This window comes from Streptomyces sp. NBC_00193 (assembly GCF_026342735.1).
GTDB lineage: Bacteria > Actinomycetota > Actinomycetes > Streptomycetales > Streptomycetaceae > Streptomyces > Streptomyces stoeckheimensis.
Window position 1 is genome coordinate 4452149 of the sequence record NZ_JAPEMM010000001.1, and the last position, 17548, is coordinate 4469696.

General features: G+C 72.9%; 18 protein-coding genes and 1 other RNA gene. 12 read left to right on the forward strand and 7 right to left on the reverse strand.

From position 1 onward, the window contains the following. Positions 1-58 precede the first annotated feature (58 nt). Positions 59-1297, forward strand: a complete 1239-nt coding sequence (locus tag OG898_RS19770; protein WP_266960339.1) for a cytochrome P450 — start codon at positions 59-61, stop codon at positions 1295-1297. Between the two features lie 180 nt (positions 1298-1477). Here OG898_RS19770 and OG898_RS19775 read toward each other — a convergent pair whose 3' ends face one another. After that, complete coding sequence (locus tag OG898_RS19775) at positions 1478-1855, reverse strand: DNA-binding response regulator (RefSeq protein WP_266960341.1); 378 nt, start codon at positions 1853-1855, stop codon at positions 1478-1480. 296 nt (positions 1856-2151) lie between these two features. On the opposite strand from OG898_RS19775, the gene OG898_RS19780 reads away from it, so the two are divergent. The 3 genes from OG898_RS19780 (at position 2152) to OG898_RS19790 (ending at position 5148) form a co-directional block, all read left to right on the forward strand. Then, the gene (locus OG898_RS19780) at positions 2152-3024 is read left to right on the forward strand and encodes a MaoC/PaaZ C-terminal domain-containing protein (RefSeq protein ID WP_250745637.1); all 873 of its coding nucleotides are present in this window, start codon (positions 2152-2154) and stop codon (positions 3022-3024) included. A gap of 78 nt (positions 3025-3102) precedes the next feature. Then, entirely contained in the window at positions 3103-4179 is a 1077-nt protein-coding gene (locus OG898_RS19785; RefSeq protein ID WP_266958368.1) for a Zn-dependent alcohol dehydrogenase, read from the forward strand. A 24-nt stretch (positions 4180-4203) separates the two neighbouring features. After that, positions 4204-5148 carry a 3-oxoacyl-ACP reductase gene (locus OG898_RS19790; protein WP_250745635.1) on the forward strand — a complete coding sequence of 315 codons (945 nt, stop codon included), beginning with the start codon at positions 4204-4206 and terminating at the stop codon, positions 5146-5148. A gap of 82 nt (positions 5149-5230) precedes the next feature. Here OG898_RS19790 and OG898_RS19795 read toward each other — a convergent pair whose 3' ends face one another. Both OG898_RS19795 and OG898_RS19800 read right to left on the reverse strand, forming a co-directional pair. Continuing rightward, on the reverse strand, positions 5231-5860 hold the full coding sequence (locus OG898_RS19795) for an HAD family hydrolase (RefSeq protein WP_266958371.1): 630 nt from the start codon (positions 5858-5860) through the stop codon (positions 5231-5233). 37 nt (positions 5861-5897) lie between these two features. Beyond that, positions 5898-7028 carry a hypothetical protein gene (locus tag OG898_RS19800; protein WP_266958373.1) on the reverse strand — a complete coding sequence of 377 codons (1131 nt, stop codon included), beginning with the start codon at positions 7026-7028 and terminating at the stop codon, positions 5898-5900. 230 nt (positions 7029-7258) lie between these two features. Between OG898_RS19800 and OG898_RS19805 the strand changes: the two genes are divergently transcribed. The 6 genes from OG898_RS19805 (at position 7259) to OG898_RS19830 (ending at position 12481) form a co-directional block, all read left to right on the forward strand. Then, entirely contained in the window at positions 7259-8320 is a 1062-nt protein-coding gene (locus OG898_RS19805) for an ABC transporter substrate-binding protein (protein ID WP_266958375.1), read from the forward strand. Between the two features lie 110 nt (positions 8321-8430). Beyond that, the gene (locus OG898_RS19810) at positions 8431-9288 is read left to right on the forward strand and encodes a Nif3-like dinuclear metal center hexameric protein (protein WP_250745632.1); all 858 of its coding nucleotides are present in this window, start codon (positions 8431-8433) and stop codon (positions 9286-9288) included. Then, entirely contained in the window at positions 9285-10028 is a 744-nt protein-coding gene (locus tag OG898_RS19815; protein WP_250745686.1) for a zinc ribbon domain-containing protein, read from the forward strand. Before OG898_RS19810 ends, OG898_RS19815 begins: the two co-directional genes overlap by 4 nt. Then, on the forward strand, positions 10028-11419 hold the full coding sequence (locus tag OG898_RS19820; RefSeq protein ID WP_266958377.1) for a bifunctional RNase H/acid phosphatase: 1392 nt from the start codon (positions 10028-10030) through the stop codon (positions 11417-11419). Before OG898_RS19815 ends, OG898_RS19820 begins: the two co-directional genes overlap by 1 nt. A 196-nt stretch (positions 11420-11615) precedes the next feature. Beyond that, on the forward strand, positions 11616-11993 hold the full coding sequence (locus OG898_RS19825; RefSeq protein WP_266958379.1) for a hypothetical protein: 378 nt from the start codon (positions 11616-11618) through the stop codon (positions 11991-11993). A gap of 185 nt (positions 11994-12178) precedes the next feature. After that, positions 12179-12481, forward strand: coding sequence for a hypothetical protein (locus OG898_RS19830; protein ID WP_266958381.1), 303 nt, complete (start codon positions 12179-12181; stop codon positions 12479-12481). A 158-nt stretch (positions 12482-12639) separates the two neighbouring features. Here OG898_RS19830 and rnpB read toward each other — a convergent pair. Then, positions 12640-13041, reverse strand: an RNA gene (gene rnpB, locus OG898_RS19835) — RNase P RNA component class A. A 78-nt stretch (positions 13042-13119) separates the two neighbouring features. Between rnpB and OG898_RS19840 the strand changes: the two genes are divergently transcribed. Together OG898_RS19840 and OG898_RS19845 are read left to right on the forward strand one after the other, a co-directional pair. After that, positions 13120-13968 carry a MerR family transcriptional regulator gene (locus OG898_RS19840; RefSeq protein WP_250745622.1) on the forward strand — a complete coding sequence of 283 codons (849 nt, stop codon included), beginning with the start codon at positions 13120-13122 and terminating at the stop codon, positions 13966-13968. Further along, positions 13965-14801 carry a hypothetical protein gene (locus tag OG898_RS19845; RefSeq protein WP_266958384.1) on the forward strand — a complete coding sequence of 279 codons (837 nt, stop codon included), beginning with the start codon at positions 13965-13967 and terminating at the stop codon, positions 14799-14801. The genes OG898_RS19840 and OG898_RS19845 overlap by 4 nt, the downstream gene beginning before the upstream one ends. Before the next feature lie 143 nt (positions 14802-14944). Here OG898_RS19845 and OG898_RS19850 read toward each other — a convergent pair whose 3' ends face one another. The 3 genes from OG898_RS19850 to OG898_RS19860 are packed head-to-tail and all read right to left on the reverse strand — an operon-like array spanning position 14945 to position 17413. Further along, positions 14945-15541, reverse strand: coding sequence for a hypothetical protein (locus OG898_RS19850; protein WP_250745620.1), 597 nt, complete (start codon positions 15539-15541; stop codon positions 14945-14947). Next, positions 15538-16710 carry an MAB_1171c family putative transporter gene (locus tag OG898_RS19855; RefSeq protein WP_266958386.1) on the reverse strand — a complete coding sequence of 391 codons (1173 nt, stop codon included), beginning with the start codon at positions 16708-16710 and terminating at the stop codon, positions 15538-15540. The genes OG898_RS19850 and OG898_RS19855 overlap by 4 nt, the downstream gene beginning before the upstream one ends. Before the next feature lies 1 nt (position 16711). Then, complete coding sequence (locus OG898_RS19860) at positions 16712-17413, reverse strand: hypothetical protein (RefSeq protein WP_250745618.1); 702 nt, start codon at positions 17411-17413, stop codon at positions 16712-16714. Positions 17414-17548 lie beyond the last annotated feature (135 nt).

Sequence of the window (17548 nt, forward strand, 5' to 3'; positions counted from 1 at the left end):
AGTGAGTGACGGGGTTCCCGTCGGCCTTCCCGTAGCCGAAGCCGTGGCGGCCGTGTCCATGGGCACGCCGGAGTACCGCACGTGCCCCTACCCGGTCTACCGATCGCTGCGCGAGCAGGCCCCCGTCTGCAAGCTGACCACGCGCCACGGGGTGGACACGTATCTCATCACCCGGTACGAGGACGCCCGGCTCGCGCTGGCCGATCCGCGCATCGGCAAGGACATGCACGAGGGCATCGACATCTACCACGCGGTCTTCGGGGACACCTGCGACGCCCTCGACGACAACCTGATCTTCGCCGACCCCCCTCGGCACACCCGGCTGCGGCACATCGCCCACGAGGCCTTCACCCCGCGCCACATCAAGCTGCTGCGCCCCCGCATCGAGCAGCTCGCGGGCGAACTGCTCGCCAAGTGCCCGACGGACGCCCCCGTCGACCTGATGACCGCCTTCGCCCTGCCGCTCCCCGTCATGGTCATCTGCGAGCTGCTCGGCATCGTCGGGGACGAGCGGACCGACGTCCTGAAGTGGTTCGGGCAGGTGACGCGCTCCCGGTTCAGCAAGGACATGGGCGACGAGCTCGCCGAGGCGGAGCACTGGCTGCGGAACTACTTCCTCGGCCTGGTCGCCCGTAAGCGCGCGGAACCCGCCGACGACTTCCTCACCGTGCTGATCCGGACGGAGCACGAGGACGGGGCCCTGACCGACGACGAACTCGTCTCGATGATGTGGGTCCTGCTCTTCGCGGGCCACAAGACCACCACGTACCAGATCGGCAACGCGGTGTTCTCGCTGCTCGCCCACCCCGAGCAGCTGGCGCTCGTACGGGAGGACCGCGGGCTCCTGCCCCAGGCGATCGAGGAGCTCGTCCGGTTCGAGTGCTCCGTGGAGACCTCGACGTTCCGCTACGCCCTGGAGGACGTGGAGATCGGGGGAGTGGCCATCCCGCAGGGATCCCTCGTCCAGATCGCGATCTCCTCCGCCAACCGGGACCCGGAGAAGTTCGCGGAACCGGACACCCTGGACGTGACCCGCAAGGGGCTGCAGAGCACCCACCTCGGCTTCGGGCACGGACCCCACTACTGCCTCGGCGCCCCGCTCGCCCGGATGGAGCTGGAGACCGCGCTGACGGCCCTGCTCGACCGGTTCCCCGAGATGGTCCTGGCGACCCCGGAACCGGGGCACGAGGAGTGGCTCAAGGGGCCCTTCCCGGCCTTCCGCGGGCTGGAGAAGCTGCCCGTCGCCCTGGACCCGTCGCGGACGGTCGACGACTGGACGGCGGCCGCCTCCGGCTGATCCCCGGGCCGCCGCACGACACGCCCGCCCCGCGGACCCTCCGGAAGGATCCGCGGGGCGGGCGCATGCCCGGTTCACGTCCGATTCATGCCCGGTGCGGTCCACGGGACCCAGGGGGCCACGCGGCCTCCGGGCCCTAGTGGCCTCCGGGCCCTACGTGATCTCCGTGCCCTCCGAGCCCTACGTGGTCTCCGGCGCGTGCGGGGCCCGGAGCGCCGGGTCCACCACCGATTCCCCCCGGGACGCGCGGCGGATGCCGTCCGCGAGGTCCTCGACCGGGCCGTCCCGCAGGACCAGGCCGGCCGCGCCGGCGGCGAGGGCGGCCTCCGGCAGGCCCGGATGGGCGGAGCCCGTCAGCACCAGGATCCGGCATTCCGGATCCTCGGCCAGGAGCTCCGGGACGCGGTCCACCGACTCCGTCAGCGCCACCGCCGGGCGGGCCAGCGGTGAAGCCACGACCTCGATGTCCGGCTGGAGTCCGAGGAGGACCGCCAGGGCCGGGTTCGGCGGGTCCAGGAGCACCCGCAGGGATCGGGCAGGGCGCTGGGAAACGGGCATCTCATCCACCCGGCCAGGGTAGGGGCGAAGTATCCCGTACCCGCGCAACGCGCCGCGGACGAACTGAGTCTGACAGATAGTCAGGAGTCTTCCCAAGTGCTGGGGCGTGCGTTATACATTCCTTCACCGGGCAACCTAGAACGCGTTCTAGAGTGCCGGGTCCCGCATACGACCTCGGTGCGGCCGACGGTGCGGACGGCCGCGCCGAGGTCTTCCAAGGCACCGCGCTTGCACAGCCGGTGCTTCACAGCAGGTGCCCCGAAGACGGTGTTTCCAACACAGGGAGCAGCACGCCCATGCCGATCGATGCCGCCAAGGCCCTCGCCGCCGAACCCCGCAAGGGGAACATCGCCTGGGACCACAAGGACATCCAGCTCTACCACCTCGGACTCGGCGCGGGGACCTCCCCGAACAACCCCGGGGCCGCCACCGACCCCGACGAGCTGCGCTACACCCTGGAGTCCAAGCTCCACGTGCTCCCCAGCTTCGCGACGGTCGCCGGCGCCGGCATGGCCATGATGGGCGGCCTCGCCGCACCCGGCATCGAGGTCAACCTCGCCAACGTGCTGCACGGCAGCCAGTCCATCGAGCTGCACCGGCCCATCCCGGTCAAGGGTGAGGCCGCCTCCACGGCCACGGTGGCCGCGGTGTACGACAAGGGCAAGGCGGCGGTGATCGTCCTGCGCACCGAGGTCGCGGACGCCGACGGGCCCCTGTGGACCTCCGACGCGTCGATCTTCGTACGCGGTGAGGGCGGCTTCGGCGGCGACCGCGGCCCCTCCGTCAAGGCCGAGCAGCCCGAGCGGGCGCCCGACCGGGTGGAGGAGCGCAAGATCCGCGAGGAGCAGGCGCTGCTGTACCGCCTCTCCGGAGACTGGAACCCGCTCCACGCGGACCCCGAGTTCGCCAAGATGGCCGGCTTCGACCAGCCGATCCTGCACGGCCTGTGCTCGTACGGGATGACCCTGAAGGCCGTGGTCGACACCGTCCTGGACGGCGACGTGTCCCGCGTCCGCGCCTACCGCACCCGCTTCGCCGGGATCGTCTTCCCCGGCGAGACCCTGCGGATCCGGATGTGGCAGGAGCCCGGCCGCGTCCTCGTCACGGTGAGCGCCGCCGACCGGGACGACGCCCCGGTCCTCGCCGACACCGTCGTCGAACACGGCTGAGCGGACGCAGCAGCCGAAGCCCGCAGCCGAAGCCCGCGAGATACCCCGCAGCCGCAGACATACAGAAGGAGCCGCACCGTGCGCGCAGCACTCCAGAGCGAGATAGGCCAGGACAAGCTCGAAGTCGTCGAGGACATGCAGGCCGTGGGCTTCGGCCCCGGCAAGGTCAAGATCCGCATCAAGGCCACCGGCCTGTGCCACTCCGACCTCTCCGCGATGAGCGGCGTCCTCCCGCAGCCCGCCCCCTTCATCCCGGGCCACGAGGGCTCCGGCGTGATCACCGACGTCGGCGACGGGGTCACCAGCCACAAGATCGGTGACCGGGTCCTGGTCTGCTGGCTCCCGCCCTGCGGGCACTGTCCCTCCTGCAAGCGCGGCCAGGGCCACCTGTGCCTGGAGGCCTTCGGTAACGTGGCCACCCCCAACTTCCAGCGCGGCGACAGCAGCATCTTCGGCTTCGCGGGCACCGGCACCTTCGCCGAGGAGATGGTGGTCCCGGCGGGCTGCGCCGTCCCCATCCCCGACGACGTGCCCTTCGACATCGCCGCCCTCATCGGCTGCGGAGTCACCACCGGCCTCGGCGCCGCCATCAACACCGCCAAGGTGGAGGCCGGTTCCTCGGTCGCCGTCATCGGCTGCGGCGGCGTCGGCATCTCCGTCATCCAGGGCGCCAAGGTGCAGGGCGCGGCCCAGATCATCGCCGTCGACCCGGTCGCCTCCCGGCGCGAGGCCGCGCTGCGCTTCGGCGCCACCGAGGCGGTCTCCCCGGAGGAGTTCGCCGACGCCAAGAACCGGATCACCGCGGGCGAGGGCTTCGACTACGTCTTCGAGGTCGTCGGCAAGTCCGCGACCACCAAGACCGCCTACGACATGACCCGCCGCGGCGGCTCCGTCGTCGTGGTCGGCGCCGGCGCGCTCGACGACAACTACTCGATCAACATGTTCTCCCTCTTCTTCGACGAGAAGAAGATCCTGCCGTCGATGTACGGCGGCGGCGACGTGCTCCGCTCCTACGAGCGCACCATCGCGCTGTGGCGGGCCGGCCGGGTGGACCTGGCGGGCCTGATCACGCACCGCGTGCAGCTCGCCGAGATCAACGACGCGCTCGACCAGATGCGTACGGGCGTGGCCCTGCGCACCTGCATCGAACTCTGACCCGTTTCGAGAGGAACCGTACGGATGTCACTGCCACTTGAGGGACTCGTCGCCATCGTCACCGGGGCGGGCCGCGGCCTCGGCCGGTCCGAGGCGATCGAACTCGCCCGGCTCGGCGCGAGCGTGGTCGTCAACGACTTCGGGCAGCCCGGCCGCGACGGCTCCGGCGAGGCCTCGGCCGCACCGGCGGAGGAGGTCGCGGCGGAGATACGCGCCGCGGGCGGACAGGCGGTGGCGCACCTGGGCGACGTGGCCGACTTCGAGCAGGCGCGCGAGCTGGTCGAGCTGGCGGTGAACAGCTTCGGCAAGCTCGACATCCTGGTCAACAACGCGGGCATCCTGCGCGACCGGATGGTCTTCTCGATGTCGGAGTCGGAGTGGGACTCGGTCATCCGGGTCCACCTCAAGGGCCACTTCAACACGACCCACTTCGCCTCCGTGCACTGGCGCGAACGCTCCAAGGCGGCCGGCGGGCCGGTCTACGGCCGGATCATCAACACCTCCTCCGAGGCCTTCCTCGGCGGCTCGGCCGGCCAGCCCAACTACGCGGCGGCCAAGGGCGGCATCGTGGGCCTGACCACGTCCACCGCCCTGGCCCTGGCCAAGTACGGGGTGACGGCCAACGCCATCTGCCCGCGCGCCCGTACCCGCATGACGGAGGACGTCTTCGCGGGCTTCCAGGTCCCGGAGGAGGGCAAGCTCGACGCCCTCGCCCCCGAGCACGTCTCCCCGCTGGTCGGCTACCTGGCCTCCCCGGCCTCCGCGAAGGCCAACGGGCAGCTGTTCGTCGTCCACGGCGGCATCGTGGTCGTCATGGAACGCCCGAAGGTGGCGGCGAAGTTCGACACCACCAAGGAGTCCTTCTCCTACGAGGAACTCGACGGGCTCCTCACCCCGCACTACGACTCCCGCCCCGCGAACGAAACCTTCGCGGCGGCGGAGGTCCTCGGCCTCAAGCACGACGGCTGACCTGTACGAGCACCCCCGGTGGGGGCGGCGGACCCCCGGGCCCTCCGCCCCCACCGGCTTGCCCGGACGGCCCTCACCGCATTCACCGCGCGAGGGCGAAGGCCAATGGCTCGTGCAGGTCGGCCGGCTCCCGAAAGTGCACGCCGGTCATGCCCAGCGCGACGGCTGCCTCGATGTTCTCCAGCCGGTCGTCGATGAACAGGCAACGCTCCACAGCGGCACCCGCCCGACTGGCCGCGATCTCGTAGATCTCCCGGTCGGGTTTGGCCACGCCCACCCGGGCGCTGCTGACCACGTGATCGGCGAGGTCCGTCAGCCCCAGCGTTTCCAGGTCGTCCTCCAGGTCGAGGGTCGCGTTGGTGACCAGGACCAGCGGCGTCCCCGACGCCCTGACCCGGCGCAGCATCGCCACCACCGTCCCGTCGGCCGAGAACGGCGACCCGGCGAAGGCCCGGGCCAGTTCGTCCGCGCGGGCCGGGGACAGCCTGTCGTCCTTCGCGAGCTCGGCCGCGACCGCGTGGACCCACTGCTCCGGAGTGGTGTGCCCGAGCAGCAGCGGCCCGTCCAGGGCGGGAGCGAAGGCGATGGCCGAGGTCGTGCCCCGGGGGAGGCCGGCCGAGGCCTCCAGCGCGGTCACATGGGCCGTGTCGTAGAAGCGGATCACGTTGTCGAGGTCGCAGAGGACCGCGTCGTAGGGCTTGGAGTTCGTCACCGGGCCTGGATAGCAGATGCCCGGAAGCGGGAGCCGCTCACCCCAGCGGGGCCTGCTGCAAGGGGACCGGGCGGGCGGGGGCCGGCGGGAGCGGGATGGGGTCCAGGCGGATCGGCGGCGGTGGGGAGACCGGGATGTTCATCCCGAGGAGGCCGCACGGCACTTCGGGGGTGGAGTACGGGAGGTGCAGGCGGCCCTCCTGGGTCCAGCGGCCCGTTCCGCCGAGCCAGCCGGCCGGTGCGCCGAGCCGGAACACGTGCCGGTCGGCGGGGCGCCACAGGGCCAGCCCGGCCACGGAACCGCCGTAACCGTCGCCGGCCTCGTCCACCCGCAGCGCCACCCCGCAGCTCTCCGGCATCAGCACCTGCCCCGGCTGCACCGCGAACGGCGTCGCCGTCGCCCCGACGGCCCGCAGGCACTCCGGGAACCGCACCGGGCGGGCGCTGCCCAGCACCCCCCAGCCGAGCCGGGGTTCGCCCGGCGCGTCCGAACGGATCAGCAGCAGCCCGCTGTCGGTGTCGGCCAGCAGCAGCCGGTCGTTGCTGGCCTCCGCGATCTGGAGCAGCGGTGACACCTCCCCGGCCCGCCGCAGGTCCACGGCCACGGCCTTGGTCACCGGCCCGTCGGGGCCGTCCAGTTCGCGGTCCAGGGCCAGCAGCCGACCCGTGCGGTCCAGCCAGACCCCGCCCGAACAGCGCCCCGTGATCCGGGCGACCCGCTCCGGCCCGAAGGGGACCCCGGCCACCTGCCACACCGTGGTCGAGGCGGCCCCCACGGCCAGGGCGAAGGCCCCGTGCCCGTCGGGGGACGGGGGCAGCAGGGTGACCCGTACGCCCTCGGCCGCCGGGATCGCGCCGAGCTGCAGCTCCCCGGTCCGGGGCCCGGCGCCCGCTTCGCCGCCGCCCGTCGGGTACAGCAGCGCGAAGGCGTGCCGCTCCGCGACCCGCCGGTGGATCAGCACCCGCCCGTCGGTCAGCGGCAGCACCTCGCTGGCGGCGTCCTCGGGCTGGGCGAGGGGCAGGGGCACCGCGTACGGCTCGGGACCGGTCAGCGTCCAGCGCTCCGGATAGCGCGCTTCGCCGTCCCCGGCGAGCCGGGCGGCGTAGGACCCGTCCGCGGCGATGGTGAACGGGGTCGCGCTGGTCTTCTCGATGGCACAGGCAGTCATCGGCGGATACCTCCGCCGAGGAACGTAGTGATCGCGCTTCCCTCCGGACAACGCGACAATCCCCGCTTCACACATACGGGTGGCGGGGCGGCGATTCGGCTGTGGAGGAGGAGGCGATTGTGCTGTGCGATATCAGGGCGTTTAGGGTGAGGAGCCTGGTTAGGTACACCTAACCGGCTTTTTCTGATCTTTTGGTGTTTCGCCCGCTCCCCACCCTCAGGAGACGCTCCATGTCCCTCCGACGCCGCACGCCCCGAGGTGGCTCCCTCGCCGCCGTCGCCCTGGCCGCTGCCGCCGCACTCGTCCTCACCGCCTGCGGAGGCCAGGACGACAAGGCCGCGAAGCCCGGCAAGGAGGCCCCGGCCGGAGGCACCGAGAAGAAGGCCGCCGCCCAGGGCGGCAAGGACTTCTCCGACGCGGCGAAGAAGACGGCGGCCTTCGGGACCACCGCGGCGGCCGGGCAGTTCCCGCGCACGGTCACCCACGCCATGGGCTCCACCGAGATCGGGGCCGCGCCCAAGCGGGTCGTCGTCCTCGACGTCGGCGAGCTCGACAACGTGGTCTCGCTGGGCATGCAGCCCGTCGGCTACGCGCCCACCGAGGGTGACGAGGGCATCCCCGGCTACCTCAAGAAGGACGCCGGCGAGCCCAAGTCCGTCGGCACCATCAACAACCTCAACCTCGAAGCGATCAACGCCCTCAAGCCCGACCTGATCCTCGGCAGCCAGCTCCGCTCCGCGGACAAGTACGACGCGCTCTCGAAGATCGCCCCGACCGTCTTCTCCATCCGCCCCGGCTTCCCGTGGAAGGAGAACTACCTCCTCAACGCCGCCGCCCTCGACAAGACCGCCGAGGCCAAGGCCAAGCTCGACGCCTACCAGGCCAAGGCGGCGAAGCTCGGCGCGGACCTCGGCGAGAAGAAGCCGACCGTCACGATGCTGCGCTACATGCCGGGCAAGACCCGGCTCTACGCCGGCGCCTCCTTCATCGGCACGATCCTGAAGGACTCCGGCATCCCGCGCCCGCAGAACCAGCAGGTCGAGGACCTCGCGGTGGAGATCAGCCCGGAGCGCATGGACGAGGCCGCCGCCGACTGGATCTTCACCGGCGTCTACGGGGCCAAGGACAAGACCAAGCGCGACTCCGCAGAGGACAACCCGCTGTGGAAGGGCCTGGAGGCCGTGAAGCAGGGGCAGGCCAAGGACGTCCCGGACGAGACCTGGTACCTGGGCCTCGGCGTGACCGCCGCCGACAAGGTCCTCGACGACCTGCGCACCTTCCTGGTCAAGTAAAGGCCAGGTTGAAGCGGCCCGGCGGGCCGCACCGGCCGCCCCGTGCACCCGCCCGTGATCGGGCGGGCTCGGAGCGTCTGGCCGGTCGCCACGGACGGTAGCCTTGGCCTGTGCCCCGTCTCTCTGAAGTCATCGCCGCGCTGGACGCTCTGTGGCCCCCCTCGCGGGCCGAGGAGTGGGACTCCGTCGGCACCGTCTGCGGCGACCCCGACGCCGAGGTCACCCGGGTCCTGTTCGCCGTCGACCCCGTCCAGGAGATCGTCGACGAAGCGGTGAAGCTGGGTGCCGACCTGCTCGTCACCCACCACCCCCTCTACCTGCGGGGCACCACCACCGTCGCCGCCGGCACCTTCAAGGGCCGGGTCGTGCACACGCTGATCAAGAACGACATCGCGCTGCACGTCGCCCACACCAACGCCGACACCGCCGACCCCGGCGTCTCCGACGCCCTCGCCGGCGCCCTCGACCTGCGCGTCACCGGCCCGCTGGTCCCCGACCCGACCGACCCCAAGGGCCGCCGGGGCCTGGGCCGGCTCTGCGAGCTGGACCGCCCCGAGACGCTGCGCGAGTTCACCGCGCGCGTCGCCGCCTGGCTCCAGCCGACCGCACAGGGCATCCGCGTGGCCGGTGACCCCGACGCGATGATCCGTACCGTCGCCGTCAGCGGCGGCTCCGGCGACAGCCTCTTCGCGCCGGTACGCGCCGCCGGTGTCGACGCGTACGTCACCGCCGACCTGCGCCACCACCCGGTGTCCGAGGCCCGCGAGCAGAGCCCGCTCGCCCTCGTCGACGCCGCCCACTGGGCGACCGAATGGCCCTGGTGCGAGCAGGCCGCGGCCCAGCTCGACGCCATCTCCGAGCGCAACGGCTGGGGTCTGCGGACCCACGTCTCGCGCACGGCCACCGACCCGTGGACGGCGCATGCGCCGTCCGTGACATCCCCTTCTCACCCTGGAGCCCCCAACTGAACGCCGAGCCCGCCGACCAGATCCGACTTCTCGACGTCCAGGCCCTGGACGTCCGGCTGTCTCAGCTGACCCACAAGCGCAAGATGCTCCCCGAGCACGCCGAGGTCGACGCGCTGACCAGCGACCTCGCCCAGCAGCGCGACTTCCTCGTCGCCGCCCAGACGCAGGCCACCGACGCCGCCCGCGAGCAGACCAAGGCCGAGCAGGACGTGGACCAGGTGCGCCAGCGCGCCGCCCGCGACCAGGCCCGCCTCGACTCGGGCGCGGGCATCTCCGCCCGCGACCTGGCCAACCTGCAGAGCGAGGTCGTCTCCCTCGCCAAGCGCCAGGGTGACCTGGAGGACGTTGTCCTGGAGGTCATGGAGCGCCTGGAGGGTGCGCAGGAGCGCGTCACCGAGCTCACCGACCGGGTCGCCTCGCTGGAGACCAAGCTCGTCGACGCCACCGCGCGCCGCGACGCCGCCACCGGTGAGATCGACGCCGAGGTCGCGGGCATCGCCAAGGACCGCGAGGTCATCGTCACGGCCATGCCGGCCGCGCTGATCGCCCTGTACGAGAAGATCCGCGTGAAGCAGGGCGGCGTCGGCGCCGCCCGCCTGTCGCAGCGCCGCTGCGAGGGCTGCCGCCTGGAGCTCGACCTCGCCGAGGTCAACGAGATCAAGGCCGCCGCCCGCGACCAGGTCGTCCGGCACGAGAGCTGCGGCCGCATCCTGGTCCGCATGGCCGACTCGGGCATCTGATGCCGAAGTTCGTTGTGGAAGCCGACGGCGGCTCCCGGGGCAACCCGGGGCCCGCCGGCTACGGCTCCGTCGTCCTCGACCCGGCCACGGGCGAGACGCTGGCCGAGCGCGCGGAGTACATCGGCGTCGCGACGAACAACGTGGCCGAGTACAAGGGCCTCATCGCCGGGCTGAAGGCCGCCCGCGAGCTGGACCCGGACGCGGTGGTCCTCGTACGCATGGACTCCAAGCTCGTCGTCGAGCAGATGTCGGGCCGCTGGAAGATCAAGCACCCGGACATGAAGCCGCTCGCGGCGGAGGCGGCGAAGGTCATGCCGCGCGCGCAGGTGACGTACGAGTGGATCCCGCGCGAGAAGAACAAGCACGCGGACCGGCTCGCGAACGAGGCGATGGACGCGGGCAAGCGGGGCGAGCAGTGGGAGCCCGCGAACTCCTCGGCCGCCCTGGACGCCTCCGCGGCCCGCACCCTGGCGACCCCGCCGCCGGCGGGCCCCGTGGGCGACGCCGCAGCGGGCGCTGCGGCCGTCCGTGCAGCCCTCGCCTCCGGCGGTGGTACGCGGACCCGTGCAGGCACCGCTGCGGCTGCCCGGGCCGGCTCCGCGCAGGCCGGGGCCGGCACCCTGTTCGCCGACCCCGCGGACCTCGCCGACGAGGCGGCCCCGGCGGGCTCGCCGGCCCCGGCTTCCGGGCCGGGCACGGCAGCGCCCACGATCACCGGCGCCGCGCCCGCGGCCGCCCCCGCAGGGCAGGGCTGGGGACCCGACATGGGGCCCCCGGCCACCTTCGTGCTGCTGCGGCACGGAGAGACCGCACTGACCCCGCAGAAGCGGTTCTCCGGCAGCGGCGGCAGCGACCCGGAGCTCTCCGAGGCGGGCCGCCGCCAGGCCGCCGCCGTCGCGGAGTCGCTCGCCGCGCGCGGCACCATCGAGACGGTGATCAGCTCTCCGCTGCGCCGCTGCCGGGAGACCGCGCAGGCCGTCGCCGACCGGCTCGGGCTCACCGTCACGGTCGAAGAGGGGCTGCGCGAGGTCGACTTCGGGGCGTGGGAGGGGCTGACCTTCGCGGAGGCGCGCGAGCGCCACCCGGAGGACCTCCAGGCGTGGCTGGACTCCCCGAAGGCCGCCCCCACGGGCGGCGGCGAGAGCTTCGCCTCGGCCACCCGCCGGATCTCGGCGACCCGGGACCGGCTGCTCGCCGAGCACGCGGGGCGCACGGTCCTGCTGGTCTCGCACGTGACGCCGGTCAAGATCCTGGTCCGGCTGGCGCTGGGCGCCCCGCCGGAGGCGCTGTTCCGCATGGAGCTGTCGGCGGCCTCCCTGTCGGCGGTCGCCTACTACGCCGACGGCAACGCCTCGGTCCGCCTCCTGAACGACACGTCCCACCTGCGCTGAGCCACCGCGCCCGGCCTAGGCCCCCCGCCCCGACCGGGCGGGGGGCCTTCCGTAATCCCCGGGCGGCGGCGAGCCACCAGTTGCTAGAAAGGGGTCACCCGAGCGCTGGAGCAGGAGGGAGCGCCCGTGCCGCCGTACCCGTCCGGCTTCCGGTAGCACCCCCAGGAAGGTCCTGGGGTGCGACTGGAGGCTCTCCGTGTCCCGCACCGCCCATCACGTCCCCGCCCCGCGCACCCCGTTCGCCGCACGGCGGCGCGAGGAGCTCGACATCCTCGGCCTGCGCCCGTACGACGGCCCCTGGCGCCGGGTGGACCTGCGCAGCCTGAGGTACTCCGCCGCCGAGCTCCGCACCGCGGCGAAGGAGGGCCGCCGCCCGCAGCCGCGGGAGGTCCGCCGCGCCTTCGACAGCTGGAGGTACTGCTGCGCCTTCGGGGGCTCCCTCTCCGAACCCGCCCGCCTCGCGGAACGAGCCGCCCGCGCCCGGTCCCGTGCGGCCTGCCGCGCCGCACTGCACGACCCGGAGACGCCCGTCGAGCCCTACCGGCCCCGCTACGGGGCCCACTGGGAGGCCTGACGCCGGGTACGGCCTTGCCCCAGCCGCCGAACCCGAGGGTCTGGCGGGGGCCGTCCGCCCGCGACAGCGCGCTGCGCGGAACTCCTCGGCGGCGGCGTGCAGTTGTCGTCCGGCGCGGGGCCGTGTAGGAAGCACGGGGCGCCACAGGCGTCACCAACACCATGTCGAGGGGCAAGGAGGGGGCAGTGCCTGATTTCGGGGCGGTGCTCGGGGCCGTGGGCCGCGGCGCGCTGGCGGTGGGCCGGTTGGTGTGGCACGTGATGAACATCCCGACCGAGGCCGACGAGGAAGGGGCCCGCTCGGAGGTGTCCCGGCTCGCGGCGTTCATCGACGACGAGGTGCCGGAGGAGTTGCGCGGCCGGGCGTGGGGGATCGTGGTCGACGAGCTTCGGCGGATCGACGCGGACATCGAGCGGATGGTGGAGCAGGCGGCCGAGGACGGGGCCGACGAGGACGAGGCCGACGAGGCCGACGGGGAGGCCGAGTAGGAAGAGGGCGAGCATCTCGGCGATGCCCCGATGCCAGTCCGCGGCGACCGCGCGCACGCCGCGGCAGCCGAAAACGCCGATGGCCCCTCCGTGGAGGGGCCATTCGTCGCGGCCTGTCGCCCCGACCCGGGCACATGCCTCGGTCGGGGTGAGAAGGACAGACGAGCCGGCCTGTACGCCGGGTTCTGTCACCCGGTGACCTCGCGGTCGCCGGGGAGACGGCCATCCATCTAGGACCGGCGTTGCCGCCGGCCTCGTGCGGTCTACCCGCGAACTCGGGCGAGCAGCCCTCGAACGTTCGCGCAGGGCCGTCCGAGAACGACCCCTCTTGACCTTGCTCCGGGTGGGGTTTACCTAGCCGCCTGAGTCGCCTCAGGCGCTGGTGGTCTCTTACACCACCGTTTCACCCTTACCGGGGGCCGAAGCCCCAGGCGGTCTGTTTTCTGTGGCACTGTCCCGCGGGTCACCCCGGGTGGCCGTTAGCCACCACCCTGCCCTGTGGAGCCCGGACGTTCCTCGGCGGGATCCGGGGATCCCGACGCGGCCGCCCGGCCGACTCGTCTGTCGTGCCGCCCATCGTACCGGCTGCGTCATCACGGCTTGACCTTGACGCAACGGCAGGGTTTCTACTGGAACCCATGCGGATCGGAGAGATCGCCGCGCTCGTCGGGGTCACCACCCGGGCGATCCGGCACTACCACCACGTCGGCCTGCTCCCCGAGCCGGACCGGCGCCCCAACGGCTACCGCGCCTACAGCGTGCGCGACGCCGTCCGGCTGGCCCGGGTGCGCCGGCTGACCGAGCTCGGGCTGAGCCTCGACGAGGTGCGCGACGTGCTCGCGGACGACGCGGGGCGCGAACTGGCCGAGGTACTGGCCGAGCTCGACGCCGACCTCGCCCGCCAGCAGGCCGAACTGGCCGAGCGCAGACGGCGCCTCGCCGTCCTGCTCGCCGCCCCGCCCGGGGAGGCCGAGCCGGTCTCGCCCGCACTCGCGGAGCTGCTCGCCAAGGCGCCCGCGACGACCTCGCCGTCGGCCGCGCTCGACCGCGAGCACCTGAGCCTGCTGGACGCCTCGGGCGCCGTGGGGGAGGAGCTCTACGCCGTGCTCGGCACGGTCGCCGCCGATCCGGCCGTGCTCGCGCTGTACGAGCGGCTCGACGAGCTCGCCGACGCGGACGGGGACGATCCCCGGATCGGGCCGCTCGCCGCGGAACTGGTGGCCGCGGTGCCCGCCGAGGCGTTCGCGGTGATGGCGACGGAGACGGCGACGGCGGCCACGGAGGGGGCCGGCGGGCCGCAGCAGCTGCCCGGCTTCCTGGAGGCCCTGCTCGCCGAGTACGCACCGGCGCAGGCGGAGGTCGTCCGCCGGGTGGTGGAGGCCTTCACGGACACGTGGGCCGCGCAGACGAAGACGCAGACGGACACGCAGACGGACACCCAGACGGACACGCAGACGGACCCGCAGACGAAGAGGGGCCGGGAATGAGCGCGATACGCGCGGCACGGATCGGGGTGGCCGCCGTGCTCCCCATGGAGCTGGCGCTGGTGGTGTGCGTGGCCGCCGGAGTGCGCCCGCCCGGCTGGGTCCTCGCCGTCGCCGAGGTGATGGTGCTGGGGATCCTCCTCCTGGAGGCCCGCGTCCTGTACTCCCTGTACGCCGCTGCCCGCGCCCGCGGCGCCGACCCCGCCGCGGCCCGCCGCGAGGCCGTACGGGCCGTGGTGCCCGAGCCCGTGCGCCGCCTCGTGCTGCACGAGCTGCGCGCGTCCGCCGCGCTGGGCCGTTGGGCGCTGCGGCGGCCGCCGCACGGGGTGCGCCCCGGAGACCACGCGGCCCCGTACACCGGACCGCAGACGGCCATGATGTACGGCCTGGTCTTCGTGTCGCTGATCGAGACGGTGGCGCTGGCCGTCCTGATCCCCTGGCCGGCCGTGCACCGGGTGGTGCTCGTCCTCGACGTGTACGGGGTGCTGCTGATGCTCGCCCTGCACGCCGCCTGCGTGACCCGGCCGCACGTCGTACGGCCCGACGGGACCCTGCGCATCCGCTACGGAGCCCTCTTCGACCTGACCGTCCCGCCGGACGCGGTGGCCTCGGTCCGGGTGGACCGGCGCTACCCCGAGGGGCGTCTCGTCACCCTCTCCGAGGACGGGGTGCTCGACCTGATCGTCGGCAGCCAGACCACCGTCACCGTCGAACTGACCCGCCCGCTCGCCTTCCGCCGCCCGCTCGGCGCCCGGGCCGAAGCCCGCGTGATCCGCTTCCACGCGGACGAGCCCCGTGTGCTGGTCGCGGCACTGCGGCAGCCCGCACCCCCGTGACGGGCCGCCGCCGTGCCGACGGTGTGCGCCGAGCGTGACAAGCCGGTGCGCGCTTGTCTTGTCGAAAACGGCACGGCTGGAAAACGACGCCGCCGACGGGACGGGCGGGACGGACGGGACGGGGGAGGTGCGGGGGAGAGGCCCTAGCGGATCAGCCCGAAGGTGGTGGCCGCCACGGCCGCGCCCACCGCGGTGCCCGCGAGAACCTGGGCGAGGGTGTGGTCCTTCAGCTCGACCCGGGACCAGCCGACGACGGCGACCAGCGGGTACGCGAGCAGCAGCCAGGGCCCGTAGGTCATGGCGAGCATGGCGACGCTCCCGGAGGAGACGGCCGCGTGCACGCTGATCTTCCAGGCGGGGGTCACGGCGAGCAGGGCCGCGAGGGTGACCAGCATGGCCGCGATCAGCGCGATCATCGTGCGGGGGGAGCCGAGGAGCGCCATCAGCAGGATGCCGGTGGCGACCGAGCCGATGATGAACACCATCACGACGATGCGCTGTTGCCGCTGGCCGACGTGCCGGTCGGCCCAGCGGCCGCGCCGGATGCCGTACTTGATGAAGGCGAGCGGGATGACGGCGGCGAACAGGCAGCCCAGGAGCCCCCAGCCGATCCCGGCGAGGCCGGCGGTGTGCCAGCCGATCAGGAGGGTGTCGGCGATGATCCAGGTCTTGGGATCGAGCCCGTCGGTGATCAGGCGGGCGGATCGGGACTCGGTGGGCTGGGTGAGCGTGGCGGTCACGCCGTGGCCTCCTGGCTGGTCGTGGTGAGGAACTCGTCGGCCACGGCGGAGTGGTAGATCCGGGCGAGCTGGATGAGGCGCAGCACTTCGGTGCCGAAGTCGAGGTCGTCGATGCCGACGGTGGCCGCGGGCTCCTGGGTGCCGCGCAGCGGCAGGACCCCGCGGGCCTTGCCCTCGCGGGCCGCCCGCATCCAGAGCGCTTCGGCCGCCGGGCTCGTCGCCGGGTCGAAGCCGGCCGCCAGGGCGGCGCGTTGCGCGCGCTCGCGGACGTCGTTGGCGGTGTAGGCGTCCAGGGTCAGGGCGGCGTCGCGGATCTCGATCACCCGCCGGTACAGCCGCAGCCGCGGGCTGCGCAGGAGGCCGGTCTTCAGGACGATGTCGGGGGTGACCGCGGTCAGGTCCTGCCAGAGCGGCTGGAGCTGCCGGTGGTGGCGGCCGTCCTGGACGGTGCGCCAGGCCACGCCGAAGGCGGGGATGCTGCTCCCGATCAGGATGAAGCCGATCGCCAGGTACTTCAGGGCGTCGGTGACGTTGTCGACGGCGATGTCGCTGGTGTCGTCCGTGAGGCCCGCGAGGCGGGTCGCGATGTACCCGGCCCGCAGCAGCGTGTAGAGCACGCCGACGGCGGTTCCGATGCCCATGAGGCGGACGCCGGTCCGCAGCCACAGGGCGCTGGCGTGCCGGGCGCTGCCCCAGAACAGCCAGGTGGCGGTGGCCATGGCGATGCCGAGGTAGACGACGAAGAGGAGGTAGTAGGCCGTGGCCCAGCCGTTGCCGGCGGTCTCCTCGAAGAAGTCGGTCATCTCGTGGGGCCGCGGGACGAAGAACGCGAAGAGCACCCCCATGGCCGTCATCGCGGTCAGGGCGGCGTAGTGGCGGGCCCGCAGCCGGCGGCCGGTCTCCGGGCGGGCGATGGCGACGACGAAGTCGACGACCGCGCCGGCCGCGATCATGCCCAGCCAGTGCTTGACGAGGGTGGAGAGGTTGTTGACGCCCGCCCAGTCGTCCAGGGTGCGCATCACGCCGGGGAGGCGGAGCGTCATGGAGACGGTCAGGGCGGCGAACGCCGTCCACAGGGCCCGCTGCTTGACCGACCGGACGGCGGAGGGAGCGCGCCAGACCGTCACCGTCCAGAGCATGACCAGGATGGCGATTTCGAGGTGTTTCACTTCACGACCACGTGTTTCGAACGGGGTGCCCGAGGGCGTCATGGAGGCGTACGAGACGGTCCTCGGCCTCGCTGTCACTGGAGGTCGACTGCGTCGTGTTGTAGCGGCCGGCCCGCTCGTGGATGAGCGTGGCCAGCGTCTCGGCCTGCCGCTCCTGCGGGCTGGCGAACTTGCTCCGCCCCATGAGGTGCGCCAGGCGGTCGATGTCGAGGCCGAGTTCCTCGTCGATCGATTCGGTCATGCGGGCCACGTTGCGGATCCGGGCCGCCTCGCTGCGGATGATCGAGGCCACGGGCAGCTCGGGGCGGTCGATCCCGGAGACGGCCGTGTGCGTACGCGTCAGCAGGCGCTGGAAGTGCTCGGAGGCCCGGGCGATCTCCCGGTCCGACGGCTGTTCGGGGATGTCCAGTTCGGGAGCGACGTGGCCGAGCAGCATGTGCGAGATCTCGTGGAGGACGATCTGGACCTTGAGGATCTCGGCCGCGACGGCGTCGTAGAAGACGAGGTCGGCGACGTCCAGTCCGAGCCAGATCCCGCAGGGCAGGGCCGGGTCGGGGGGCCCGTCGAGGGGCAGCAGGATCAGCGGCCGGCCGCGCTGCGCGGCGATCCCCTCGCAGAAGGCTTCGAGGTCGAACGGCCGGGGGATGACGAGCCGGTCGGCGACGGCGGCGCATTCCGCGTCGGCGCGCTTCCACCAGCGCATGGTCGCCCTCCCCGCCCGTCGTCGCTCCAGTCCGCACACCCGATCGGGTTTGAGAGTAACCGGAAGCGCACCAGGGGCTTACTGAGGGCGTACGGGTGGCCGGAATACGGCTGACAGGCTGCGGCGCGTGGCTGA